This window comes from Curtobacterium sp. VKM Ac-1395, from assembly GCF_015350975.1.
Lineage (GTDB): Bacteria > Actinomycetota > Actinomycetes > Actinomycetales > Microbacteriaceae > Curtobacterium.
Genome location: NZ_JADKRX010000001.1, coordinates 586778 through 612083, shown reverse-complemented (window position 1 = coordinate 612083; position 25306 = coordinate 586778). Strand labels below are relative to the sequence as shown.

The following is a 25306-nucleotide window of genomic DNA, read 5'->3' as shown; positions in this document are numbered from 1 at the left end:
GGCTTCCCTCTCGCTGGCTCCGACCGAGGCAGGGAGGACGTGCTCCCCACCTCGCTCTTCTCGGCTCAGCCGCAGGAACCAGCTGAACAGCAGGAGCTGCTGCCGCTCGTCACGCCAGCCTCCGTCGCGGCGATGGCCTCGCGCACCGAAAAGATCTCGAGTTCGCCGAAGTCGGGGCCTGGCAGCTCAAGCACGGATCCGGTCAGAGTCGTTCCCTTCGGTGGTTTCGACTGGCGAAGAGCGCGTTCGGGCCGGCTCGTCGGTCTGCGTCTCGCCGCGGATGGTCCGTGGAGAGTCCCATGCTGACAGCGCGATCAGCAGGTTCATCAGTCCGCTCTCGAGCGACAGGTCAGATGCCGAGAAGAGCGGAGAGTGGTTGGCGGGCACGCTGACCGGCGCCCGACCCGCCGCCAGCGCCGCTCGGTCCTCCGGCGGCATCCGGGAGCTTCCGGACACACCCCAGAACCAGTAGCAGAGCGGGGCTCCGAGCGCGTTCGCGAGCACCCCTACGTCGTCTGAGGTCCTCGACGGCCCCGGCATCAGGACGGCGCTGCGTCCGTGTTCGACGAAGGCGCGGTACAGCAGGGCAGCGGCATCCGGGTCGTTGTTGGCCCCGTCGAAGGTCCGCGTTGCCGCCGTGGAGTACGCGACACCTTCGACGACGACATCGTCGAGCAGGCGTCCGAGCGCCTGCCGAAGAGAGGTGAGAGACGGTTCGTCCGCCGCACGGAGGTCAACCGTCACCGTGGCACTGTTCGGGAGCGCGTTGTTCGCAGACCCGCCGAGCCGCGCCCGGGTCACCTGGCCGATCCGCGGATCAACGGCATGGACGAGTCGACTGAACGCGACAGTCAACGCGTGCCGCTCGCTACCGATGAGCCCCGGATGCCCTCCGGGAGCAGTCAGGTCGATGGACGCCGTCTCGTCCCACGATGTGATCGGACCGGGCCTGAACGCCACCACGTCGTGTGGAAGCGGCGACGAGTGCTGCGCCAGCAGCACCGCCGGCGTAGGAACGAGCTGGTCGATCCCGGCAGCCACCATGGCAGCCGCCCCTGTCCCCGTTTCCTCGGCCGGTTGGAAGATCGCGAGCACCGTACCCGTTCGCGGTGCCTCCCCTGCTTGCAGTGCGGCGAGAGCTCCGACGACCGCTGCCGAGTGCATGTCGTGCCCGCACAGGTGCTCGGCACCGTCGCTCGTCGCCAGCGCGTCGAGTTCCGCACGCAGGGCGACGACTGGCTTCCCGGTCCCGATACGGGCGACCACTCCGTGGCCGCCGACCCCGGTCGTCACCATCGCTCCGATGTCGCGACAGAGATGAGCGACGACGGCGCTCGACACCACCTCGTTCCCTGCTGGTTCAGGCCACGCGTGCAGTCGGGCGAAGGCCTCGCGTGCGACGGCCAATCCGCGTGGGACGAGCTTCACGAGTAGGTCCAGGAGGTGAGCGCCCGGGGCCGCCCGAACAACCCGACCGCTGTTCCCCGCACGGCGCCGATGCCCGGGCACCCCAGGATCATCCCGAGCGCCAGACTCGCCACGGCGAAGCCCGCCGACGAGATTTCGGTGCTCGCGCACCGCAGGTTCTTCTCGTCGTCATTCATGGGCGGCGTCCCCTCCGATCGCTGTGGTCTTCCTCGGCGCCCCGATCGGGATGATCGCGGCGGTGAACGATCCGACACCATCGAGGTGTAGGCACTCGTTGACGGCGTCGTCGTCGTACGCGGACAACGGCACGCTCGGCATGTCGAGCGCGGTGGACACCAGGATGAGGTTCTGGCTCATGTGTCCCGCTTCGAGCAGGGTCAGCCGCAGCGCCCGCTGCCCGTACTTCACACGCAGGTCGTCGAGCCTCGGCGCCAAGGCGAAGATCACCGGGACGGTCTCGTGCTCGACCGCGAGCGGTGTACCTGCGGTGTCGCTGAACGAGGGCGACCACCGCGCGAGTTCGTCGTCGGTGGGCACGTCCGTCCATCGTTCGAGAGCGTGTCGCGCGGCGTCGTACCGGTAACAGCCCGCCTCGACACCCTCGACGTCGCGGACGATCACGAACGCGTCGACGGCGTACGCCGCGCTCGGGCTCGGGTACGCCCGCCGTGCTGTCTGCGGTCGTACGGGCACCGCCGGTCCGGTCGGCACCTCGCCGATCGCGGATCGCAGGAGACCGCCGAGGACCGACGCCGCCAGCGTCGTGCCGTACGACCCGTAGGTGCTCCGTCTGCGCGTGAGGGCCGCTCCGAGCGTGGGGCCGCCCTGCGACTCCGGCAGCGGGGTGACCTGGTGTCGGACGAGGTCCGGCGCGGTGACGCGGACGTCGAAGCGTGGCATCTGGTCCGAGCCCATCCGTGCCCGGCGGTAACCGCTTGCTCGGAGGTATTGCCTGTCGGGCGCGGCGGAGTCGTCGTTGAAGTACCGACGGTCAACCGGTCCCCGCCACTGCGATGCAGTGAGCCATGCGGCGACGCGTTCATCGGAGACGGGTACCCCGAGTCGGTTGCAGAACATGTGGACCTGGCTCCAGAGCACGCCGGCCACGCTGTTCTCCAGTTCGTCGCCACGAGCACGAAGCGCCTCCAGGTCGGTGACGAGGCTGGAGAAGAGCTGGAACAGGGACGCTCTCCAGGTGTCGGACCCGTCTCCGGCCGATCGGATGACGGCGTCCTTCCGCTGCAGCCACCGATCCGGATCGACCTCGAAGGTCGCCTCGGCTGCGCGCCGGGCTTCGGGGCCGCTGGTCTGCTGTTCCCCCACGAAGTCCCACGAACCGAAGTACCGGTGCGCTGAGCGGGCACCGCCATGACCGTCCAGCCCGAGCGCATGCATCGCGAGCGTCATCGTGTCACTCGCGATCAGTCGCAGCTCGGGGCTGCGCGGGCGGGCACCGAGCAGCGCTCCCGCAATCTGGCTCGCCTGCGTGAACGCTCGCTCCGACGACGCCATCGCCGCCGCCCCGCCGTACCGCGCGAGTTCGGCTTCGTAGGGCACGTCGATCACGATCTGGCCGTGCTCCTGCCACCCGACCGGCGAGGTGCTCGTGAACTCGGTACTGAAAGAGGCTTCGTCGAGGTGCAGCTCAGCGGGCGGCAGGGCGGCGCGCATGCCGCAAACCCATTCTGCGTGGGCGGCCGCCCCGACCCCGCGCATCCTGACACGCAGGTGGGGTCCTCCCCACCAGTACCGGACGAAGTGCCAGTCCGTGGGCGCGATTCCGCGAACCGACGGGACGACGGTGTCGGCGATGAACTCCGACAGGGTCGCCGTCGAGTTGTGCAGGTAGATGTGCGCAGTGCGCCACGCCGTGTTCACAGCCTGATCCCTCTCGTCGACCACGGAACGTCCTGGGCCTCGATCGGCACTGTCCGGAGCCACAACTGGTACCCGATCACCGCGTTCGGATCGGCGCCGAGTGCATCCGCCCACTCGACCTCGTCGTGGTTCCGGGCCGGACGCGATGCGATGCCGATCCCCGCCGCCGCCAGACACCCCCACTGCGCGATCCACCCCAGCAGAAACGGGACGACACGGTGCGTCTCCGAGCCGTGCAGCCCCGCGAGGAGCCGCGGTTCGACCACGAATGTGATCCCGCGGGACGACGTCATGCGGGGACGACTGCGAAGGGTGCGTCCGCTGTCCGAGGCCCCCAGGTCGACGACCCGCACGGTGTCGAGGCCCCCGGGTTCGGCGCCGTGGGCCAGGAGTCGGATCCCACCGTCCGGTACGTGCTCGCCCACGAGCTCGAGTCCGGCCTGCAGCGCTCGGTGCACCGCCTCGGCCTGCTCGTCCGTGACGGGACCGCTGGTGACGAGGTTCTCACTCGATCGGCCGCTCGACCGCCGGTCAAGCCACGTTCGCAAGTCGCTCGCCGAGCCCGCCGCCGCCGTGTCGACACACTTGTCGAGCAACGGGTCCGACGGTCCCTCGGGGAGGAAACGGAGTCGGAACGAAGCGTGCGCGTCGCTGCCGGTGCAGCGTTGAAGCGCAGTGGTGATGCCAGCGCGGCGCGCGCAGAGAGCGACCGTCGCTGCGAGGTGCCCCGACTCGAGGTCGGCGAGGGTCGTCCGGAGCCCTCCGTACGGGGTGGGGTAGCGCGCCGGGTACACGTCGAACCCGAGGTGCGCCGACACCCACGGACACCCGGGCGGCGACGGCTGACCGGCGCCGAGCGGACCGAACCGGACCTGACGGGCGCCGATGGGGCCCTCCACCTCGAGGACCGCGTCCGCGGCGAAGATCCCTCGCGGCGCGGGGTAGGCGCGGTGGGCGACGTACCGGTCATCCGGCGCGACGCGCCGGATCCTGTGCGCCTCCCAGACGGCCGCCAGGACGGATGTCCGCCAGTCGGCACCGGGCTCGTGCGACGACTCGGTACTGCGCTGGAGCCATTGCACCGCACCCGCGAGCGTTTCGTCGAATCCGTCCTCGGCCAACAGGCCGGCGACGTGTCGATCGGTCTCGAAGAGCGTCCGCACCGTCCCCACGTCGCGACCAGGCCCCGCGTCCCAGAGCGCCTGGCCGGCGCTCTCCCATGCCAGCCGGTTCACGGGAACGGGTGAGGGGGCGGAGTTTCCCCCCAGGTTCCTGCCGGGACCGCTCCGTGGATGACGGACGCTGCTCGCGCCAGCCGAGGCACGTTGTCGACACGACGGTTCAGGTGCCCGAAGGTCATGGGCATGGTCCCCGGAGCCATCACCTTCACGGCGAACACTCCCATGTCTCGGAGGTGCGGGGCGCTCTGGTCGACCGCGAGGACTGTCACGCCGACGCAGGCTGCCACGTCGACGTGGTGCCGCAACTCGGCAACGACGTCCTCAGGAGCGGGCCGCCCGCGCGCGAGGAACTCGTCGAGTGACACCCGACCACACGGATCATCGAGGAAGCCCCAGAGTCCGCGTGCCTCCGAGAGCCCGTGCATGCCGGTGTGGTCCTCGAGAACGTGCACGAGCTCGTGGTCGTGGAGCATCGGTCGGTAGTGGTCCACACGGACGGACTCGCGCATCGTGACCCACTTCGGGTACATGAGCGCGTTGGTCACGCACTCCTCGATCGCCGCAGCTATCGCTCGGTTGCCCGACGGATGCGCTCCCGCAGCCAGCGAGAACGCCGGAGCACACCCGGAGCGGACGAGCTCGTCCGGTGCCGTGACGATGGCGATCGCCACCGGGATCCCGAGGTCGCTCGTCGCGTCGAGGACCCGGAGCCGAAGCCCGTCGCGTGCGAGGCGGAGCAGGGTGTCCGCGAACGCGGACTCCGCGCTGATGTCGATCTCCCGGAGACGCAAGCGCCCGTACCAGGTCAGGAGGAAGGCGTCGCGTTCCACGATCTCGAAGTACCCGTGCAGGGCTGCTTCCTCGACCGAACCACCGACGGCACAGCCGTTCGACGATTCGTACAGCAGCGCATCGGCCCCAGCGTTCTCGTGCCAGTAGACGAGCTGCGCCGGCACGAGGACCGGTCGGTCGTACGAAAGCCACCAGCCCTCGACCCAGTCCATCTCCTCGGTCGGGTCGAACCGCCGGAACGGGGAGTCCGCCCGCTCGTACGTCTCCGGCGTGTGCTCCGCCAGCGACCGTGGGTCCAGCGCCCGGTCCCCGAGCGATTCCCAGGAGGCCCGCACGGTTCGAGCAGACGGCTGTCGATGCCCGCCGAGCACTCGCTCCACGCCCTCGAGCAACGCGGGCACCTCGCTCTTCGCGAAGCTGCTGGCCCGCCCGTAGCCGCCCTCGCGGTGGGCGAACCCGGGTGCGATGGTCTCTGCGGTCACGAGCGGGAACGGCGATTCCTCGTCTCGGTACACGTGCGCGATCGGCCCGAACCGCCAGTCGACGAGTTCGTCTCGCAGGTGCTGTCCGTCCAGCGCCCGCGTCCGGACGCTTCCGGCGAGGGGCGGCTGCGGCGAACGGAGGTCCCACCGCGACGGTGCCGATGCTCGAATGAGGGGCGCGCACCGGGAGCACGCGCTGTGCGGCGTGATCTTGTGCAACGACGACGAGCCGTTCGACGTGTCGAGGACCATGACGTGGCCGGACGGCAACGGCAGGCGAACCAGACGAGCAATCAGCTGCTCGAGCAGTCCCGCGGACCGCGCCCCGGATGTCGGCACGGCCTGCGGACGCACGTCGAGAGCCCAGCGTTCGGCGCATTCGCCGCACCCTGCCTCGTCCGGTGCGGGGTCCGGGCCGATGATCAGCAGGTCAGCGAACCGTCGGACGGGTTTGCCGACGGGCTCGGCCACCGCTACCCCGCTCACGAGACAGCCTCCGCCGTCACGGCCAGCGCGCCGAGCTCGTCCCAGCCGCCGGCGTGCAGACGCGAGAACCGCACAGCGCCCTCGAGCCCGGGCCACCTGAGCAACTCGCGGTTGCCCGACCAGAGGGCACCGATCGGCGACGTCCGCGCGGTGTCACCGCACTGCGCCCGCCCGACGGCTCGGAGCAGCGCCCCTTCGGCGGCACGCTCCTCGCGTAGTCCGTACGCAACGCCCCGAGCACCGTCGCCGAGGTCCGCGACCACGCGAACGATCCCCGACCACCTTCCGGCGAGCCAGGTCGACTCGACCGAAACTTCGCGGCCGAGGATCAAGACCGCCGCCGATGCGAGCCAGCGGGCGGTGCTCGTGATCACGGCGCCACGGGACGTCGTGTCGATGCCCCGCTGGGCATCCGAGTCCGCTTCGAGCAGTGCGACGAGAGCCGTCGCAGCAGCGTCGGTCGTCGTCGGCCCGACACCAAGGTGGCCGAGCGGATCACTCGGCAGCGTACGGGAACGCCACGCGCTCCCGAGCTCCTCGGCGACGGCGTCGAGCCGCGCCTCCGCAGTCGACGTACCGATGCCGATCACACTTGCGTCCCCGGAGACGGCGAGACCCACGGGCTGTTGCGGCAGCTCGGCCGGAACGGCACCGGAGACGACGCCGAACACCGGGTCCCACAACGCTTCCATGGACGCCAGCGTGTCGGGCACGGACGTACCCGTTCCGGAAGCGACGTCGAGGTCGGCGACACGGAGCGCCTCGGGTTCCACACGGTCGGCGAACGCGGTGAACGGCCGAGCTTCGGCAATGAGCTCTGCCGTCGAGGTGACGTACGTGTTCCCCGTCGAAGCGCCAGACGTGGTGTCCATGGCCCGCAGCGCGGCGAGTGCTGCCTGACCGGCGACCAACGCCGCCCAGTTCGGACCGATCGAGGACGGCGCCTCAGCCGCCCAGCGTTGGAAGTCAGCTCCTGCGGTGTCGTCGACGAGCCCGTCGATCGGTCCGACGGCACAGTATCCTGCGCGTGCGCCGATCAGGACGAGCGTGCGCCGGCCATGATCGTCCGCCCCGCGGATCACGACCGGGAGACGCCCGAGTCGGTCGTCGGTGCCCTCGAACTCGACGCCCGCGAAGCCGCAGAGCGCGAGCTGCGCGGCGAGCGCGTTCGCGAGGTCGTCCGTCGCGCCGGTGATCGTGAGTGACGTCGACGCGGCCCGGCGTGCGGCGGCCAACGGTGCGTGTGAGACGCGTTGGAAGAAGTCGATCGCCGGGTGCGCCGCAGCGGCGTCGTCCTCGGCCTCGTGCCGCACCAGGAGCCCGTGGTGCTCGAGCTCGTCCATCAGCGAACGCATCGTCGACCGCGCACTGGAGGGGAGCGTCGCCACGAAGTCAGCGGGAGCGACACCGCGCCGCAGGTGTGGTTCGACGGCATGCCACAGCGTCACACCGTGCAGGCCGTTGATGACCACCGCCGATCCGCCGGCGCTGATCGCCACGCCGCGCCCCTCCATGTCACGGCTCGACACCGTGGCACGGAGCCGAACACTGGTCGTGGCCACCGATCCGAGTTGCCCGTCCATGTCGTCAGCCCTTCCACGGCAACGTCGGCGCCGCATCCGCCAGGCGTTCTTGCCTGTCGATGGCCCGATCGATCGTTCCCTGCCACGTCTCACCGACCACGATCTGCGCCGCCTCCGTCAGGTAGAAGGCGAGCGTGTACCGCTGCGCCGGCGTCACGCCCATGAGCGGCAAGAGGTCGAAGAAGCAGTTGATCAGGTAGCGGTACGCGGCGAAGTCCGTGCCGTTGCCGAGCTTCGTGAAGTCGAGTCGTCGGAACTGCGCGTGGAAATCGCTGTAGGTGCGCTCGTCCGAACCGGACCAGCGGCGCCCTGTGTCGTCGTCAATCGACACTGCGCGGTCGTGCCGTTCCGGCAGCGGGTACGGGAGGACCTGCTCGCGGGCGGCCAGTCGATGCGCTTCCTCGCTCGCGGCTGCTTGCCACTCCGCCCAGAACGCGCTGTCCCCGCCGGTCGGTGACACGCCGCTGTAGACCTGCTGCAGGCGTCGCACGAGGTCCTCCTGCTGTCGCTGGAACGACGCGCGCAAGACCGACTCAGCACGGCCGGACGGGTCCGACCAGTGAAGCTGCTCCTTCCAGTGCGACAGGAAGGCCTGGTACCCGGAGACGAGACCCCACTTCGGGTACGACGTCGCGAGGATGCACATCGACGTGTAGACCGAGTCAGCGTTCTGTTCGGCGGGCCGCTTCGTCATGTGCACGAAGCGCGGGTCGCGCATCGCACGCGCCAGGACCCTCCCCTTCGCCTCGAACAACGCTTCGTCACGGATGAAGGTGTCGAGCCGCCGGTCCACGACTTCGACGTGGTTATCCGGTCGGAGCGGCGCATGCGGCCCCGGAACAAGCTCGAGGCGTCCGAGGTCCCGGGAGCGTTCGACGTATGCCGCCTCATCGAAGTCCACGCTGGACGGCGTCTCGGCCAACCACGCCGACACGTGCGCGACCAAGCGGGCCCGCGCTTCGTCCACCGCTGACTGGCCGCCGCTGATGTTGACGAGGATGTGCGGACCGAAGAGCCAGTGCACCTGCAACCAGACCTCGACGTCGCGGAGCTGCGGCAGGAAGGCGAGGATCCCATCGCTGATCAATTGTGAGGGTTCGGCACGGTGGTCGACCCGGATGGTGGTGGTCGTCATGGTCGGTCCCCGGTGATCGTGGCTTCGAAGAAGGTCTCAGATGCGGCAGTGCCCACTGTCGGCTCGGGGAGGAGTTCCTCCGCCATCACCATCGGCCCGAGGTCCCCCAGGCGGCGGCGGATCGTCGAAGTGTGGAGCCTGCTGAGGAAGTCGTGGTGCTGCGGCTTAGGGCTCATGACTCGCTCCATCGGTGTGGCGTATCCGCCACGCAGGGCACGGAAGAACACCTGTGACGGCATCTGCGCAGCTCGCCGGTCGGTGTCGAGACGTCGGAAGTGCTGCGCGGATGACTCGTCAACTCGCTTGAGCAGCGTCCTCGGTTCGATTGCCCACCGGCGACGGAACAGGACCAAGCCCTCGTGCACGATCCGAGGAGCTCGAGCGGCCGGTCCGCGGCGGTGCAGGTCCATGCTGACGTCCCCGAACCCGTAGAAGGGCGCCTCGGCGAGCATCGCGAGCAGCATCTCGGTCGCCGGAAGCGCGTGCGGCACCAGGAACCCGGTGTAGACCATCTCGACCGCGCGGCCCGTAGCCCGTTCGACGACCGCGAGGCCCGTGGGTCCGTGCACGATGGCGAGGTCTTCGATCCGTCGGGTGTCGGTGCCGTGGGGGACGTCGTCGTCGAGGACGAGTTCGGCCTCCGTGAGCAACGGTGAGAGGTTGGCGTTGAACCCGAGGGTGGGGCGCAGCTGCAAGCTGAGCGCTCCGCCGGTCTGGGAGCGGAGGTGACTCCGGAGCGCCTCCGTGTGCTCGGGGTCGAGCTGGCGCAGGTACCGGCTGAAGTACCGCAGTCGTCCGCCATAGAGGTGGTTGACGACGAAGCGGTTCCCGGCGACCTGCCCGAATACGGCCACGGTGCGGCGTCGGGCGATCTCGGCGTCCGGGAGGGTGCTCGTCAGCGTGTCGAGAACCGCCTGATCGACGGAGACCTCTACCGCATCGACTCGCGACAGCTCGTTCAGGTGCCGAGCCGCCATCGCTCTCGCGTTGAGCAGCCCAAGGACAGCTGTCGAGGGCGCGCCGTCGGTGTCACCAGCCAGGAGCTGTTGCGCGAGCGGGAACGCGCCGGCGGTCTTCGCGGCGAAGCGCCTGATGTCGGTGCAGACGCCGCCCTCTCCGTACTCGGCTACGAACGTGGCCTCGAGCGCCGTCGACAACAGGCGCTGATCGTCGAGTGCGGTGAGCAACGGTGAGAGGCCGCGGATGGGATCGCGCCATCCGTCCGGGGACGGGACGGACGCGGAAGTCGTGACGTAAGAGTCCTCGACGATCGGCGCCGTGACAGCGGCGCCGACCGCGGTGGACCAGGCGCGTTCCAGGATCTCGAGGCGCGCTGTTCGTTCCGCACCCCCGAGCTTGCCGAACCCCATGGTCAGCTGGTGCGTCAACCGCAGGGCAGCCACTAGGTCCTGCGCGCCGACGCCCGGCCATGCGCGAAGCGCATCGAGCAAGGAGCCCTCGAAGTCCGGGTCCTGTTCCGAGACCGGATCGACAGGGTAGAGGAGCCCTCTGGAGGCGAGCTGCGCGAGGCCTGCGTGCACGGTCTCGAAGTGATGCGGGGCATCACTGCTGGTCCGCGCAGCGAGGTCACGCAGGGACCCCGGCGGGGTCGCCAGGAGCACAGCGACGGTCGACCGCCAGGCCTCCGGCACGGGCCACGAGACGTCGACCTCCCGGAACGCGTCGAGGCGAGCACCCGGAGCAAGTGCGACCCAGCTGCGACGGCGAAACGTCAAGGTGCCACCCTCCAGTTCCGCACCGGGGGGTGTGGTCCAGACGACGTGATCGATGTTGACCGGGTCGGATGTCGCTCTCCGTACCGCGTGCCGTGTGAGCAGTCGCTTCACCGCCACGGCACTCCGGATTCCATGGTCGTCGTCGGAGGGCAGGTCTCCGAGCACACGGACGTCGACCGCTGTGTAGCGCGAGAAGGGACTCACGCGCAGCGTCGATCGTGAGAAGTACTGCACCAATGCCGGTTCGGACTTGCGCCCCCGCTTGTCCGGGCTGCCCCCACGAGCGCTGCCACGCAGGGCGTGTAGGAGCACGGTGCTGGTCATCGCAACGCTCTGCTGGACGCGCTCGTCCTGGGCCCAGGCCGAGAGAACCGCGCGTTCGGACGCCAGGTCGCGCTCCTCGAGCTCGTCGACGGCGCCCCCCGCCTCTGCCATGCGCTGCGTGTTCCGCGACCACGCGGACGTCAGCGGAGCCGCGTCGAACAGCTCCGGCCCCATCGGCGGGATCGTCGTCGCAGCATTGTGGACCGCACGCTTCGCCGCGAGTGCCTGCCGTCTACTCACCCCGTCCAGCAGCGGGATGAGTCGTTCGAGTTCGCGGATCGTCGCTTCGCGCAGTGCCTCGCGCTGAGCGGATCGTTCGTGGATCTCAGCCAGACGACGGTCGAGTTCCACGCCCCCCTCGTGCCGGAGCACTCGGTACCGGTAGGTGTTCTCGCGCACCATCCATCGCGGTGTGAGATCGACCCGCACCGCCTGTCTCCCTGTGAACATGGCTTACTCGGCTGACTTCCTGCGGGTGAAGCCCCGAGGCTCGCGCTCGGATGCCCACCGGAAAAAAGCCCCGGACAGGACGATCCCGATGACGGCCCAGCCGAGCAGGATCAGCACTTGTCGACCGTCCCAGACGAACGCGCCCTCCGAGAAGACCGCAGCGAAGAGCTGGAAGAGTGGTGCGCCGGGGAGGTAGGGGACGATGGCGTCGACGAAGGCACCGAGCGGCACCGTGATGAACGCGCCCGACAGGAACGCGAGCGGGAAGAAGATCCCGTTGACGATCGGGACTGCCGCGTCGGCGTTCGGCGGGAGCAGCGAGAGCGCCACACCGATGGGCGACAGGGCGATGAAGCCGAGCACTGCCGTCACGAGGAGCGGCACGACGCGGTCGGGGTCCATAGTGACTCGAAGACCGAGGAACCCGATTGCGGAGACCACCGCGAGCACGATGACCAGGGTGACGAAGATGTTCACGAGGAACGCACCCATGACGACCCACGGCGGTACCGGTGTCGTCCGGAACCGACGGAACAGTCCGTGTTCGCGGCGGATCGCCAAGCCGATCGCGACGTTCGCGAAGGTCACCGACATCGACGCGAACGTGAGCACGCCCGCGTAACTGAGATCGGCCTGTCGGATCTCCGCACCGTTCACGGAACGGATGCTGTCCGCAGCGCTCAGGAATGCGACTCCGAACACGACGTAGAACATGACGGGCATGAGCACGATGAACGCGAGAGAAATGACCGACATCCAGAAGTCGACGAATTCTGATCGCGTGTGCAAGAGGAAACTCTTGGCAAAGTCGTGTCGCCGTCCAGCGGTTGATGCGATCGTCACGCGGAGACCTCCGGTTCACCGACGAGCTTGACGTACGCATCGTCGAGGGTGGGTGCGGCGATGGTCAGCTCACCGAGGTTGTGTCCCGTCGAGGCCTCCCACGATCGCAGCTGTTCGAGGAGTTCGCTGTGGGACGGAGTGGAGTACCGGAGACGCTTGCCGACTCGGACGGCTCCGGCTGGGAGCAGCTCGCGTTCGCCTGCGGGGAGATCGAACTCGACCCGTCCAGGAGCGGCTGACCGCTTCACGATGTCCCGCGGGCTGCCGCTCGCGGCGAAGCGGCCGTCACGGAGGATGTGGACGGCGTCGGCCAGCTGCTGGACCTCGTCGAGGTCGTGGGACGTGAGCACCACGGTCACCCCGGCCCGGTTCGCGTCGGCAACGAGTTCGCGGATCGAGTGTCGTGAGATCGGGTCGAGGCCGGTCGACGGTTCGTCGAGGAACAGGATCCGCGGGCGACCGACGAACGCCAACGCAAGGTCGAGACGACGACGCATCCCGCCAGACAGAGACCGGACCGGCTTCCGCGCAAACTCATCGAGGCCGAACCGGCTCACTGATTCTGCGAGCGGCACGGGGTCCGAGTAGTAGCTGGCCTGCCGGAGGAGCAGGTCGCGCGGCGTCAGCGCGGGCTCGAGGAGCGTCTGCTGCATGACGACGCCGATGACCGTCCTGAGCCGTCGGAAGTCCACGACGTGTCCGGGGTCGTACCCGAAGACTGACAGCGATCCGGAGTCGCGCCCCCGGTGCCCTTCGAGGATCTCGACAAGCGTGGTCTTGCCTGCGCCGTTCGGTCCGAGGAAAGCGGCGACGCTGCCGTCTTCCACGACGACGTCGAGTGCCCTGAGCACCTCGACCCCACGGTAGCTCTTGGTCAGCCCATCGGCTGTGATGGCGGCCATTGATCGGTCCCGTCTGGTTGCTGGATCGTCGGTGATCTGATCGATGCGGGGCCGTCACGTAGATGACAGCCCCGCATGCCGGATCAGCCGCAGGACCCCGATGAGCAGCACGAGCTGCTCCCACAGCAGGATGTCGACGTGCAGCTACTGCTCCCACTCGTCGCCCCGGTCTCGGGTACGGCGACCGCTTCGCGGACGGACAAGACCTCAAGACCGCTGAAGTCGAGATCCGGCAGTTCGATGATTGACGTTTGCGTCATGATGATTTCCCTCAGCCACGGAACCGGTCACTCCAGTTCTTGACCGCAAACATATTACCGTTCGTACTTCACGTCAACCGGAGCCGAGGGACCAGCGAATTGCGTCAGCCCCTCGTCAGGACGAGGCGACTCCGGAGCGGTGAAAGCGTCCGGGTACGCGGCCGAGCCGCGTCAGACCAACACCGACAGCTGGTCGAGCCGCTCGAGGATGACGCCCTCGCGGAGCGCCCACGGGCAGATCTCCAGCGCGGGCAGGTCGAAGATGTCCAGGCACGCCTCGGCGACGAGCGCTCCCGGCACGACCTGGTGTGCACGGCTCGCCGAGACCCCGGGCAGCGCCGCGAGCTCGGTGACGGACATCTGCAGCAGCGACGGCAGCGTCGCCCGCAGGACGTCGCCGTCCAGCGAGCGTGCGACGAGCGGCCCGGCGGCCGACGGCGCCGCCCCGCAGATGCGGGCGATCGACCGGAACGTCTTGGAGGTCGCCACGGCCCGGTCCGGTACCCCCGATCGGAGGAGTTTGCCCGCATCCCGGGCGATCTCGACGCGGATGTCGTGCCGGAGGCGGCGGACGTCGTCCTCGGTCGGCGTCCCGTCGGCGAAGAACGACCGCGCCAGCCGCGCGGCGCCGATCGGCATCGACCACGCGACGTCCGGCGCCTCGTCCGCCCCGCCGGCGATCTCGAGCGACCCACCGCCGATGTCGAACACGGCCAGCCGTCCGGCGGACCAGCCGAACCAGCGCCGCACGGCCAGGAACGTCAGCCGGGCCTCGTCCGACCCGGAGAGCACGGCGAGCTCGACCCCGGTCCGGTCCTGCACGTGCGCCAGGACCGCCTCGGAGTTCACCGCGTCACGCACGGCCGAGGTGGCGAACCCGAGCATGTCCTCGCAGCCGCGGTCCTCCGCGACCCGGACCGACTCCGCGACGAACCCGGTGAGGGCGTCGATGCCGGCCTGCGTCACCGCGCCCCGCTCGTCGAGGTGCTCGGCGAGTCGGAGCGCCTGCTTGAAGGAGGACGCCGGCAGCGGCGCGGCGCCGCCGTGGGCGTCGACCACCAGCAGGTGACCGGTGTTGGACCCGATGTCGAGGACTCCCACGCGCATGCCGCAACGCTAGCGGCCGCAGCGAGGTCGTTGAGACCGCAGGGACCTCCTGGAGGCTCGTCCTACGCCCGCAGGAACGCCTCGAGCTGCGTCGTGGTCGGATAGGACGCCTGCGCCCCCGCCCCGGTCGCGGCGTACGCCCCGACACCGGCGGCGAACCGTGCGGCCTCGAGGAGCGTGTCGCCCGCAGCGAGTCGGAGCGCCACGGCCCCCATGAACGCGTCGCCGCACCCCGTGGTGTCGACGGCCTCGACGGGCACCGCGGACACCTCGACGGGCGCGGCGTCGCCGTCGTGGACGACCGAGCCGTCGCCACCTCGGGTCACGATCGACCGGGCGACGCCGTGGTCACCGAGTGCGGCGGCCTCGTGCTCGTTGACGAGGAGCACGTCGGTCAGGTCGAGCAGCTCGCGCGGGACGTCGCCGAACGGGGACAGGTTCGTCAGGACCGTGACACCGGCCTCGTGTGCGGCACGGGCGGCGGCGAGCACCACGTCGATCGACACCTCGAGGCACAGGCCGAGGACGGCGGCGTCCCGGAAGGCCTCGGCGGGCAGGTCGTCCGGCGTCAGGGTGGCGTTCGCGCCGCCGGAGATCACGATGGTGTTCTCGCCGTGGGCGTCGACGGTGATGACGGCGGTGCCGGTCGCCGTCCCCTGCCGGACGGCGACGTGCGTCGTGTCCGCGCCGGCGGCCGCGACGGAGTCGCGGAGCAGCGCACCGTTCCCGTCGTCGCCGACCGCACCGATCATGCGCACCGTGCCCCCGAGCCTCCCGGCGGCGACGGCCTGGTTGGCGGACTTGCCCCCCGGCAGGATCGCGAGGTCGGATCCGTGCAGGGTCTCGCCGGGCTTCGGGAAGCGGTCCGTCCGGACGACCAGGTCCGCGTTCAACGACCCGACGATCACGATGGTCTCGGTCATCGGACGCTCTCCTTCTGCTGGACGATGGCGGGGGTCTCGGCATCCTCCGGTCGGGGGATGAGGAACGAGATCGCCAGGGCGGCGGTCGTGATGACGGCTCCGAGCAGCATCCCACCGGAGTAGCCGGCCGTGCCCGAGGACCCGCCGACCCCGAGCGCGATCTGCAGCGCCGGCAGCACGGCGAAGCTGACGCCCGCACCGAGGTTGAACGCGCCGGCGTTCAGACCAGGCAGGAACCCGGGGTTCGACTCCGGGGAGAGCACGATGCCCAGGCCGTTCAGGATGATGTTGGCGATGCCGGCGTACGTGATGCCGATGAGCACGGTGGTGGCGATGAGGACCGGCAGCGAGTGCACGCCGACGAGGGCCATCAGGACGGTGGCGACGATGCTGCCGACGAGCCCCACCCGCAGCACCGCGCGGTAGCCGAGCGTCGGGGCGAGCCGACCCGCGAACGGTCCGACGATCCAGCCGACCAACGCGTACGGCGTGAGGAACACCAGGGAGGCGAGGTCGGCCTCCATTCCGAAGCCGGCGTCGCCGTTCTGGGCGAGCGACGTGACCAGGCCGTTCACGACCGCGAAGACACCGGTCACCGTGAGGAACGTCGTGGCGAGGAGTGCCCACGTGCCCCGGCGCTTGAGGAACCGGGTCTCGACGAGGGGCTCGCGGACGCGGGACTCGACCGCCCAGAACACGGCGAAGGCCGCGAGGGCGACGACGATCCCGCCGACCACGAGCACCGGGTTCGCGGCGCCGAGCTTGCCGGCCTCGTTGAACGCCGTCAGCAGCGCACCCACCGAGATGACCAGCGGGACGACGCCGACCCAGTCCATCCGGGTGCCCGCGGACGGGCGCGACTCGACACCCCAGACGGTGACGAGCGTCAGGGCGACGACCGTGACGACCGCGATCACCCAGAAGATGCCCCGGAAGCCGAAGTTCGTCGCGATACAGCCGCTGGCCAGGGCGTCGATCCCGGCGATGCCGCCGTTCACCGCGGTGAGCAGGCCGAGGGCGGCGCCGTAGCGCTTCGGGTCGGTGATCTCGTTGCGCAGGACGAGCAGGCAGATCGGCACGACCGGGCCCGTGACGCCCTGGATGATGCGGCCGGCGAAGAGCATCGGCACGTTCACCGCGAGGGCCGCGACCACGCTGCCGACGAGCATCACCGCGAGCATGCCGACGAGCACGCGCTTCCGCCCGACGATGTCCGACAGGCGGGGCAGGAACAGGGAGAACAGCGCGGCGAGCGTGAAGTACAGGGTCTGCGAGAGCCCGATCGTCGCGTCGTCCGTGTTGAGCTCGCGAGCCATCGTGACCAGCGCGGGGCTGAGCATGCTGGCGTTGAGCTGGAATGCGATGCAGGCGGCGAGGAGTGCCGCGGTCAGCGCGCCGATGGACTTCTTCGACGTGTTCGACTTCGTCGTCGAGGGGGTGCTCATGGTGGGTCAGATCTCCGTGGTCGTGATGGTGGGTCGGGTCGTGCTCGGCTGCGTGGTCAGGCCGGCCTCGACGGCGTCGGCGGCGGCGCGGGGCGTCCAGCCGGTGTCGGGCGTCTCGCCGATGCGCTCGAGGGCGTCCACGACGAGGTCCCAGAACCGGCCGTGGTCGAGCTCGAGCGCGGCGCTCGTGCGGCAGTCCTCCGGCGCGGGCGCGCGGAAGTCGGCGACGGTCATGCCGAGGGTCAGCGCGCCCTGGGTCTCGATGCGGATCGGGACCTTCACCGCGCGGACGATCGTCGGGTCGATCACGTACGCGACGGCGCAGGGGTCGTGGACGGGCGGGGCGTCGAAGCCCTGCGCGTCGCGGTAGGTCTGGCCGAAGAAGTCGAGGAGCTCGCCGACGAAGGCGGCGGGGCCGGTGCCGACGGCGGCGATCCGCGCGGCGACCTCGGGGGTGGCGAGGGCCTGGTGCGTCAGGTCGAGCCCGACCATGACGACGTCCCAGCCGGCGTCGAAGACGATCGACGCGGCCTCGGGGTCGATGACGATGTTGAACTCGGCGACCGGGCTCCAGTTGCCCACGTGCACGCCGCCGCCCATCAGGACGACCTGCTTCACGCGGTCGACGATGCGGGGCTCCTTGCGGGCCGCGAGCGCGATGTTCGTCAGGCCGCCGGTCGGCACGAGGGTCACGGTGCCGGGCTGGTGCGCCATCACGGTGTCGATGATCAGGTCCACCGCGTGCCGGTCGTCGAGCTCGAACGACGGCTCGGGCAGGACCGGTCCGTCGAGGCCGCTCTCGCCGTGGATCGCCGGGGCGACCTCGATCGGGCGGAGGATCGGACGCGCGGCACCCGCGGCGAACGGCACGCCGGTGATCCCCGCGATGCGGGCCACGGCCAGGGCGTTCCGCGTCACCTTCGGCAGCGTCTGGTTGCCGACGACGGTGGTGACGGCGAGGAGCTCGATGTCGGGGTTGCCGTGGGCGAGCAGCATCGCGACGGCGTCGTCGTGACCGGGGTCGCAGTCGAGGATGATCTTCTCGGGCTGGCGGGGGGCGTCGGTCACGGTGGTGCTCCACTTCGTCGGGGATACGGGCGTTCGGCCCGGGTGCGGTCCGGGCGGGCCCGAGTGCGGTCCGGGCGAGGGCCCGGTTGTTGGTCAGGGCCTGACGCGCCATGCACGCCGCGTCAAGCGCTTGACATCACACAGCATCAAGCGCTTGACGTCAAGTCGAGCGGGGTCCCGGCACCCGAGTGCAGTGCCCCGCTCGGTAGCATCGACGCCGTGCCCCCGTCCCCGCGAAGTCGCTCCGCCGTGTCCGGACGCGTGACCGCGGCGATGGTCGCAGAACGAGCCGGGACGAGCATCGCGACGGTCTCCCTCGTGGTGAACGGCAAGGACCGCGGCCGTGTCTCCGTGCCGATCGCGACCCGGGTCCGCGATGCCGTCGACGAGCTCGGGTACGTCGTCGACCACGCCGCCAGCTCCCTCGCGCGGGGCAGCGGCGACCTCGTGGTCCTCATCGCGCCCGACCTGTCGAACCCGTTCTTCGCCGAGGTCATCCGCGGCGTCCGGGACACCGTCGGTGACCGGTTCCAGCTCGTGCTGTCGGTCACCGAGCGCGGCGAACAGCCCGTCGACGCGGACGTCCGCCGGTTCGAACGACTCCGACCCGCGGGGATCCTGGTGGACGCACCGGCCGCCGGCGAGTCGATGTCCGCCGGCGTCCCCGTGGTGCTGCTCGACGCTCCGGGAGGCCCCGGGGCCGTCAACTACGACCTGTCCTCCGGCGTCGACGCCCTCGTCGCGCACCTCGCCGCCGCCGGACACCATCGTGTCGGGTACCTCGACGGGACCTCGCGCGCGACGACCTTCGCCGTGCGCCGATCCCTGTTCGACGAGGTCTGCGCTGCGGCGGGCATCACCGTGTCGTCCGTCGTGGCCCAGGCCGACCTGACGATCGACGCCGCCGCGACCGCCGCGGGTGCAGTCGTCGACACCTGGCTCGCCGAGGGCGTCACGGCCGTCGTCGGTGCGGCCGACACCCTGGCGTACGGGGTGCTCCGCGTGGCCGCCGAACGGGGCGTCGCCGTGCCGGGGACCCTGGCGGTCGCCGGGTTCGACGACCTGCCGTCGTCGTCCGTCACCGCACCGGCCCTGACGAGCGTCGCACTCCCGGGCGCCGAACTCGGCCGGGCAGCGGCGCTCCGGCTCCTCGCGATGCTCGACGGGACCGAGGCGCCCGACCCCGCCCTCCCCACGCGGCTGGTCCCCCGCGCGAGCACCGGCGCCTGACGGCCCCGCGCCTGCGTTCCCCGTGCGGCGCGGTTCCGGGCGACAACATCGCTGTCGTACGACATCGACGATGTCGCGCACCCGCAGAGTCAGGCCACGCCCCGACGTCGAACGACAACATCGCTGTCGTACGACGTCGACACTGTCGTTCCGAGTCGGGCGGATGGGAGCGCGGGGAGCGGGGAGGTACGGGCGCGGGGAGCGGGGAGGTACGGGCGCTGGAGCGCGCGCCCGCACCGACGACGGACGGGAGGCCCGGTGCCAGCTGGCACCGGGCCTCCCGTCCGAGCGTGCTCGCGACTACTCGTCGCGCCGCGACTCCGCGGCCTCGGCGGGCGCAGCGCCAACGCCCGCGCCAGCACGGCGGGACCGCTCGAGCTCGTCGGCCTCGGTCCCGCCGACGGCCTCGCCGCGGGCGACCATGCCGGCCACGTCCGCCAGCTGCATCTGCGGGATGAACAGCGCGAGCACGAACGCCACGGCGATGAACGGCAGCAGGTACCAGAACACCGGCGACAGGGAGTCGGCGTACGCGTTGACGATGCCGTCCTGCACGGCCTGGGGCAGCTTCGCGAGCTGCGTCGGGTCGATGCTCGCGCTGGCGGAGGCCGCCTGCGACGCACTGCCACCGGCGCCACGGAAGACGTCGGTCAGCGAGTCGGTCAGGCGCGAGGTGAAGAGCGCGCCGAACACGGCCACGCCGAGGGAGGCCCCGACCTCGCGGAAGTAGTTGTTCGTCGAGGTGGCGGTGCCGACCTGCTCCGGCGGGACGGCGTTCTGCGCCACGAGGACCACGACCTGCATGATGAGGCCGAGCCCGGCGCCGAACACGAACAGGTACACGCAGATCAGCCAGATCGGGGTGCTCGCGGCGAGGGTCGTCATGCCGAGCATCGCGATGCCGACGACGATCGTGCCGATGACCGGGAACGCGCGGTACCGCCCGGTCTTGGTGATGAGCGTGCCGGACACGATGGACGTGCCGATCAGCCCGACCATCATCGGCAGCATCAGCAGACCGGAGACGGCGGCCGAAGTGCCGGACGCCATCTGCAGGAACGTCGGGACGAAGCCGATCGCGGCGAACATGCCGAGGCCGAGCACGAAGCCGATCGCCGTCGCGGTGACGAAGGTGCGGTTGCGGAAGAACGAGAGCGGGATGATCGGGTCCTGCGCCCGCGACTCGACGTACACGAAGAGCGCTGCGGCGACGAGGAAACCAGCGCCCCAGGCCCAGGTCTCCGGCGCATCCCAGCCGTGCTGGCGGTTGCCGCCGAACTCGGTGAAGAAGACCAGGCAGGCCGTGGTGGCCGAGAGCAGCGCGACCCCGAGGACGTCGATCCGCTTCGTGGCCTTCTTGCTCGGCAGCGTCAGGGCGAACCACGCGACGGCGAACGCCGCGATGCCGACCGGGATGTTGATCCAGAACGCCCAGTGCCAGGTCATGTGGTCGACGAAGAACCCGCCGAGCAGCGGACCGCCGACGGCCGACAGCCCGAAGATCGCGCCGAGCGGGCCGAGGTACTTGCCGCGCTGCGAGGCGGGGACGATGTCCGCGATGATCGCCTGCGACAGGATCATCAGACCGCCACCGCCGAGGCCCTGCAGTGCGCGGAACACCACGAACTGCCAGAAGTCGGTCGACATCGCGCACCCGAGGGACGCCAGCGTGAACAGGGCGATCGCCACGAGGAACAGGTTGCGCCGGCCGATGAGGTCACCGAACTTGCCGTAGATCGGCATCACGATGGTCGAGGCGAGCAGGTACCCGGTCGTGATCCAGGCCTGGTGCGCCACGCCACCGAGGTCGCCCACGATCGTCGGCATCGCGGTGGACACGATGGTCTGGTCGAGGCTCGAGAGCAGCATGCCCGCGATGAGCGCGGAGAAGATGATCCAGATGCGCCGCTGCGTCAGCAGGAGTGGCCCGTCGCCGCCCCCGGTGCCGGGACGGGTGCGCTTCGTGCGCGAGGCGGTGGTGCTCATGGGGTGTTCTCCTGGTCGACGGACGCGGACACGGTCGGTCCGGTGGTGATGGCCGCTCGCATGAGGCGGAGGTTGGTGGTGAGCAGCGCGTCGAAGGTCGGCCCGGTGGCCTCGTCGAAGTCGTCGTCGAAGTAGTGCTCGGCGGTCACGCGGAGCAGCCCTGCCGCTGCCTCGGTGACGAGCCGGGCGCGGGGGTCGTCCGACACGGTCCAGCCGAAGCGCTCCCGCACGGCGGCGGTCACCTTCGCGAGCTGGACGTCCGTGGCCGACAGGAACCGTGCGACCAGGGCCGGCTCGCGGTCGAAGACCTTGCGCACCAGGACCTCGTCGGCGCGGTTCAGCCCGACGATCCGCAGCTGCTCGATCGCCAGCGCGACGATCGAGGCGAGCGGGTCGAGCGAGACCGGCACGAGCTGGCCCGCGGCGTAGGCCGTCAGCGTCTCGACGTCGGCGTTCAGCTCGATGCCGAGGACGACGTCCTCCTTCGACGCGAAGTGGTTGAAGAACGTCCGGCGGGAGACCCCGACGGACTCGCACAGCTGCTCGATCGTGAACCCCGTGAGTCCGTGCTCGACGGTCGCGCGACGGGCTTCGGCGACCATGCGTCGACGAAGCACTCGGGTGCGCTCAGCGGTGTTCACCGCACAAGAATTGCACTCGGGACGCCAGAGTGCAATTCACGCCCGGCAACGTCCCAGGGAACCAGAGTTCTAGAGCGCCTTGTCGAAGCAGAACGACCACGGCATCGTCGCGAGGTACGGCTCGTAGACGGGGATCGCGCGCCACCCGGTCTTCTCGTACAGCGCCACGGCGTCGGGCTGCCGGTCGCCGGTCTGCAGGATCAACCGCTCGGCCCCCTGCTCGCGGCCGATCTGCTCGCACTCGTCGAGCAGTTTCGTCGCCGCACCCTTGCCACGCGCCGAGGACAGCACGATGAGGCGCTTCAGTTCGACCTCGTCACGCACTCGACGGATCGCGATGTGCCCGACGGCCTCACCGGACTCGTCGACGGCGAGCACCGAGCTGATCACCGACGACGGGTCCACCGACAGGGCACGGTCACGCTCGGCCGTGACGGCGGGGTCCTCGTCCGCGTTCGCGGAGCCGTACCGCTCGTGCATCTCCTCGTCCATGCGGGCCCGGAGGACGACGGCGCGGGGGTCGTCCCAGAGGACGCGTTCGATCGTGATCACGATCGACCATCTTTCCACGCAGGTACGACACCGAGCGACGCCGGTCGACACCACCGAGCGACGCCACCCGACTCAGCGGCCGAGTGCGCCGATCGGCCCGTCCTCGAGGTCGGCGAGCACCGCGGCCGCGTCGTCGTACACGGCGGCGGCCCCGGCGTTCCGCAGTTCGTCGCCCCCGACGCCACCCGTCATCACCGCGATGCAGGACACCCCCACCTTCGCCGAGGTCTCGACGTCCCACATAGCGTCGCCGATCATGATCGCGTTCGACGGGTCGACGCCGGCACGGTGGAGGGCCACCTGCACGATGTCCGGCGCGGGCTTGGCTTCCTCGACGTCCTCGCCGCTCGTCACGACGCTGATCCACTGCTCGGCGTCGAGCAGTTCGCGCAGCCGGACGAGTTCGTTCTCCGGGGCGCTCGTCGCGAGCACGACCGCGTGTCCGCGGGCCGCGACGGCCTCGAGGAGCTCGCGTGCACCCGGCAGCAGGCGCAGGCGCGGCATGTGCTCGGCGAAGTAGGCGGCCTGGTACTGCTTGGCGGTGTCGCGGTCTTCGTCCGACATGTCCGGCACGAGCTCCTCGAGCAGGCGCGAGGCGTCCATCCCGATCAGTCGGTGGATCCGCCAGGCGTCGACCGACTGCCCGGTCGCCCGGAAGGCACGCCACCACGCGTCCACGTGCGCGTAGTTGGAGTCGACGAGCGTGCCGTCGATGTCGAACAGGACTGCGGTCGAGGGAGCGTCGGTCATCCGTCCAGCGAACTCCCGGAAGCATCACCGCCGACCCAGCGAGCGGGACGACCGACGGGAGGCACGGTGCCAGCTGGCACTGTGCCTCCCGTCCGTCGTGTGGCTGGGTCTCAGGCCCCGCGCACGTCCTGTGCGGACGACTGCGCGTTGTCCTTGACGTCGGACGCGGCGCCCTGCGCCTCGTCCTTCACCGTCTGGGCCGCGTCCTGCGCGGTGCCCTTCAGGTCCTGCGCGTGCTCCTTGGCGGAGTCGCCGAGCTGCGAGCCGACGTCCTTCGCGGTCTCCTTGACCTGGTCGACGAGGGGCGCTGCGCGGTCCTTGAGCTCACCGGCCAGCTCCTCCTCCTTCGACGAGGTCGGGATGAGCGAGGACGCGAGCCACCCGGCACCGAAGGCGATGAGCCCCACGGCGAGCGGGTTGCCCTTGGCCTTCTCGACACCGCGCTGGGCGGCGTCCTTGGCCTGGTCGGTCGCACCGGAGGCGGAGCCCGAGGCGCTGGAACGAGCCGAGTCGGCTGCGCCCATGACGGAGTCGCGGACGCCCTGGAAGCGGCTCTTGACCTTCTCGGTCTGACGGTGTGCGATCGATGACGGGCTCACCTTGTCGGCGAGGGCGTCCACGTCGGACCCGAGGGTCCCCCGTGTCTGCTCGATCTCTGCGCGGATCTCGTCTGGCGTGCTCATGCGTTCCTCCCGGAGTTGGGCTTCAGTGCGTCGGGGATCTCCTTGGCCGTCTCCACGGTCTGGGGAGCGCCCTTGATCTGCTTCATCTGCTTGCGTCCCTGCAGCGCGAGGATGCCGGCGACGATCGCGTAGACGACCGCGATCACGACTGCCGACCACGCGTTGCCGATGAGGTAGCCGAGACCCCACCAGGCGGCGATCGACAGGAACAACAGGGCGAACAGTGCGGTCAGGCCGGCGCCGCCGAACATGCCGGCACCCTTTCCCGCCTTCTTCGCTGACTCGGTGAGCTCGGCCTTCGCCAGCGCCACCTCCTGCCGGAACAGGGTGGAGATGTCGCGCGAGACGTCGGTGAGGAGTTCACCGAGCGGAGTGGTCGCGGCGCGTTCCTCGGGAGTCGGTTCGCCGATCCCGGGGGCACCGGGGGCGGAATGGCTCATACGCCGGCCCCCGTCCCGGTGGTGCCGGTGGTGCCGGGCGTGTGGGTCGAGCCGGTGCCCGTGGCGTCGGCTTCCTTCTCGTGCTTGACCTCGGTGGTGATCGCCTTGGTCAGACGGCCCGCGAGGATGCCCGCGCCGGCGGCCAGGGCGATGAACGCACCGGGACGCTTGGCGGCGAAGGACTTGACCTCGTCGAGGAGGGAGCCCGGGTCGCGGTTCTCGAGGAACCCGGCGGCCGAGGACGCGCGGCCCGACAGGTCGCGGACGACGCGCGAGGCGACACCCTGCTCCTCGTCGTTGTCCGCCATGCGGCCGAGCTGCTCGCCGAGGCTCTTCAGCCCGCTGGCGGCACGCTGCTGCTGCTCGCCGGCCTGCTGCTTGAGGTTCTCGGACGCCTGCCCGTAGAGCTGCTTGGCGTGGTCGGTCGCCTCGGAGGCCACGTTGGCGGCCTGCTCCTTGGCGGTGCCGGCGACGTTCGCGGCCTTCTCCTTGGCGTCACCAGCGACGTCCTGTGCTGCACCCTTGGCCGCGTCGGCCTTGGCCTTGGCGTCAGAGCCGGAGCCGCCGGAGGACGAGCCACCGGAGGAGGGGCCGCCGGAGATGCCGGCGGTGCTGCCCGAGTCGGGCAGGAGGTCGTGGTCCGCGATCGAGCCGGTCGCCGAGCCGGGGGCACCGGCACCGCTGAGGCCGGCGGCCGACGGGGTCGCAGGGAGCTGCTCGCTCGCGGGGACCGCCGAGGAGGTCGAGTCGTCGCCGAGGCCGAGGAGGTCGGCATCGCGCCCGTCCTCGAGCGGGGTGGTGTCCGCCCAGGCGGGCACGGTCACACCGGGGTGGATCTCGTGCCCGTCGGCAGCAGCCGTGCGGTCGTGGATCGGGGTCCCGGAGTCGTTCCCGGGTGGGTTCGTGGTCATGATGAGCCTTCCGGTCGTCCGCCGCGGGCACTGCACCAGCGGCGTGCGTCACAAGGTGGTCGCCGCGTGCTGCTCACGGTCACAGGAAGG

General features: G+C 70.3%; 24 protein-coding genes. 1 reads left to right on the top strand and 23 read right to left on the bottom strand.

Annotation, left to right across the window (positions count from 1 at the left end):
- Window positions 1-65: 65 nt before the first annotated feature.
- The 16 genes from ITJ68_RS19700 to ITJ68_RS03055 all read right to left on the bottom strand — a co-directional run bounded on the left by ITJ68_RS19700 (window position 66) and on the right by ITJ68_RS03055 (window position 17951).
- The gene (locus ITJ68_RS19700; RefSeq protein ID WP_416354630.1) at window positions 66-194 is read right to left on the bottom strand and encodes a thiazolylpeptide-type bacteriocin; all 129 of its coding nucleotides are present in this window, start codon (window positions 192-194) and stop codon (window positions 66-68) included.
- A complete protein-coding gene (locus ITJ68_RS03125; protein ID WP_194659862.1) occupies window positions 187-1428 on the bottom strand; it encodes a M20/M25/M40 family metallo-hydrolase in 1242 nt (413 codons plus the stop codon). Before ITJ68_RS03125 ends, ITJ68_RS19700 begins: the two co-directional genes overlap by 8 nt.
- A complete protein-coding gene (locus ITJ68_RS03120; protein ID WP_194659861.1) occupies window positions 1425-1604 on the bottom strand; it encodes a hypothetical protein in 180 nt (59 codons plus the stop codon). The genes ITJ68_RS03125 and ITJ68_RS03120 overlap by 4 nt, the downstream gene beginning before the upstream one ends.
- Window positions 1597-3306 (bottom strand): lantibiotic dehydratase C-terminal domain-containing protein, encoded by a 1710-nt coding sequence (locus tag ITJ68_RS19465; protein ID WP_194659860.1) that lies wholly within the window; start codon window positions 3304-3306, stop codon window positions 1597-1599. The genes ITJ68_RS03120 and ITJ68_RS19465 overlap by 8 nt, the downstream gene beginning before the upstream one ends.
- Window positions 3303-4541, bottom strand: a complete 1239-nt coding sequence (locus ITJ68_RS03110) for a hypothetical protein (RefSeq protein WP_194659859.1) — start codon at window positions 4539-4541, stop codon at window positions 3303-3305. The genes ITJ68_RS19465 and ITJ68_RS03110 overlap by 4 nt, the downstream gene beginning before the upstream one ends.
- On the bottom strand, window positions 4538-6247 hold the full coding sequence (locus ITJ68_RS03105; RefSeq protein ID WP_194659858.1) for a YcaO-like family protein: 1710 nt from the start codon (window positions 6245-6247) through the stop codon (window positions 4538-4540). Before ITJ68_RS03105 ends, ITJ68_RS03110 begins: the two co-directional genes overlap by 4 nt.
- Window positions 6244-7830 (bottom strand): hypothetical protein, encoded by a 1587-nt coding sequence (locus ITJ68_RS03100; protein ID WP_194659857.1) that lies wholly within the window; start codon window positions 7828-7830, stop codon window positions 6244-6246. The genes ITJ68_RS03105 and ITJ68_RS03100 overlap by 4 nt, the downstream gene beginning before the upstream one ends.
- A 4-nt stretch (window positions 7831-7834) precedes the next feature.
- Window positions 7835-8965, bottom strand: a complete 1131-nt coding sequence (locus ITJ68_RS03095; protein ID WP_194659856.1) for a lantibiotic dehydratase C-terminal domain-containing protein — start codon at window positions 8963-8965, stop codon at window positions 7835-7837.
- Window positions 8962-11376 carry a lantibiotic dehydratase gene (locus tag ITJ68_RS03090; RefSeq protein WP_194659855.1) on the bottom strand — a complete coding sequence of 805 codons (2415 nt, stop codon included), beginning with the start codon at window positions 11374-11376 and terminating at the stop codon, window positions 8962-8964. Before ITJ68_RS03090 ends, ITJ68_RS03095 begins: the two co-directional genes overlap by 4 nt.
- A gap of 102 nt (window positions 11377-11478) precedes the next feature.
- The gene (locus ITJ68_RS03085; RefSeq protein WP_323743201.1) at window positions 11479-12318 is read right to left on the bottom strand and encodes an ABC transporter permease; all 840 of its coding nucleotides are present in this window, start codon (window positions 12316-12318) and stop codon (window positions 11479-11481) included.
- Window positions 12315-13220 (bottom strand): ABC transporter ATP-binding protein, encoded by a 906-nt coding sequence (locus tag ITJ68_RS03080; RefSeq protein WP_194659853.1) that lies wholly within the window; start codon window positions 13218-13220, stop codon window positions 12315-12317. Before ITJ68_RS03080 ends, ITJ68_RS03085 begins: the two co-directional genes overlap by 4 nt.
- Window positions 13221-13303: 83 nt before the next feature.
- Window positions 13304-13480: a thiazolylpeptide-type bacteriocin gene (locus ITJ68_RS19695; protein ID WP_194659852.1), complete on the bottom strand. Its 177-nt coding sequence runs from the start codon at window positions 13478-13480 to the stop codon at window positions 13304-13306.
- Between the two features lie 171 nt (window positions 13481-13651).
- A complete protein-coding gene (locus ITJ68_RS03070; RefSeq protein WP_194659851.1) occupies window positions 13652-14587 on the bottom strand; it encodes a Ppx/GppA phosphatase family protein in 936 nt (311 codons plus the stop codon).
- Between the two features lie 62 nt (window positions 14588-14649).
- The gene (locus ITJ68_RS03065; protein ID WP_194659850.1) at window positions 14650-15510 is read right to left on the bottom strand and encodes a ribokinase; all 861 of its coding nucleotides are present in this window, start codon (window positions 15508-15510) and stop codon (window positions 14650-14652) included.
- A complete protein-coding gene (locus ITJ68_RS03060; protein ID WP_194659849.1) occupies window positions 15507-16955 on the bottom strand; it encodes an MFS transporter in 1449 nt (482 codons plus the stop codon). Before ITJ68_RS03060 ends, ITJ68_RS03065 begins: the two co-directional genes overlap by 4 nt.
- Before the next feature lie 6 nt (window positions 16956-16961).
- Window positions 16962-17951: a nucleoside hydrolase gene (locus ITJ68_RS03055; RefSeq protein WP_228504653.1), complete on the bottom strand. Its 990-nt coding sequence runs from the start codon at window positions 17949-17951 to the stop codon at window positions 16962-16964.
- Between the two features lie 291 nt (window positions 17952-18242).
- Here ITJ68_RS03055 and ITJ68_RS03050 point away from each other — a divergent pair, with 291 nt between their 5' ends.
- On the top strand, window positions 18243-19253 hold the full coding sequence (locus ITJ68_RS03050) for a LacI family DNA-binding transcriptional regulator (RefSeq protein WP_323743200.1): 1011 nt from the start codon (window positions 18243-18245) through the stop codon (window positions 19251-19253).
- 300 nt (window positions 19254-19553) lie between these two features.
- On the opposite strand, the gene ITJ68_RS03045 is transcribed toward ITJ68_RS03050, so the two are convergent.
- The 7 genes from ITJ68_RS03045 to ITJ68_RS03015 form a co-directional block, all read right to left on the bottom strand.
- Window positions 19554-21239, bottom strand: coding sequence for an MDR family MFS transporter (locus ITJ68_RS03045; protein ID WP_194659847.1), 1686 nt, complete (start codon window positions 21237-21239; stop codon window positions 19554-19556).
- Complete coding sequence (locus ITJ68_RS03040; protein WP_194659846.1) at window positions 21236-21880, bottom strand: TetR/AcrR family transcriptional regulator; 645 nt, start codon at window positions 21878-21880, stop codon at window positions 21236-21238. Before ITJ68_RS03040 ends, ITJ68_RS03045 begins: the two co-directional genes overlap by 4 nt.
- Before the next feature lie 69 nt (window positions 21881-21949).
- Window positions 21950-22432, bottom strand: coding sequence for a GNAT family N-acetyltransferase (locus ITJ68_RS03035; protein WP_323743199.1), 483 nt, complete (start codon window positions 22430-22432; stop codon window positions 21950-21952).
- Window positions 22433-22504: 72 nt separating this feature from the next.
- On the bottom strand, window positions 22505-23182 hold the full coding sequence (locus ITJ68_RS03030) for an HAD family hydrolase (RefSeq protein WP_194659845.1): 678 nt from the start codon (window positions 23180-23182) through the stop codon (window positions 22505-22507).
- A gap of 110 nt (window positions 23183-23292) precedes the next feature.
- Entirely contained in the window at window positions 23293-23865 is a 573-nt protein-coding gene (locus tag ITJ68_RS03025; RefSeq protein WP_194659844.1) for a DUF3618 domain-containing protein, read from the bottom strand.
- Entirely contained in the window at window positions 23862-24305 is a 444-nt protein-coding gene (locus tag ITJ68_RS03020; protein ID WP_194659843.1) for a phage holin family protein, read from the bottom strand. The genes ITJ68_RS03025 and ITJ68_RS03020 overlap by 4 nt, the downstream gene beginning before the upstream one ends.
- Window positions 24302-25216 (bottom strand): hypothetical protein, encoded by a 915-nt coding sequence (locus ITJ68_RS03015; RefSeq protein WP_194659842.1) that lies wholly within the window; start codon window positions 25214-25216, stop codon window positions 24302-24304. Before ITJ68_RS03015 ends, ITJ68_RS03020 begins: the two co-directional genes overlap by 4 nt.
- Window positions 25217-25306 lie beyond the last annotated feature (90 nt).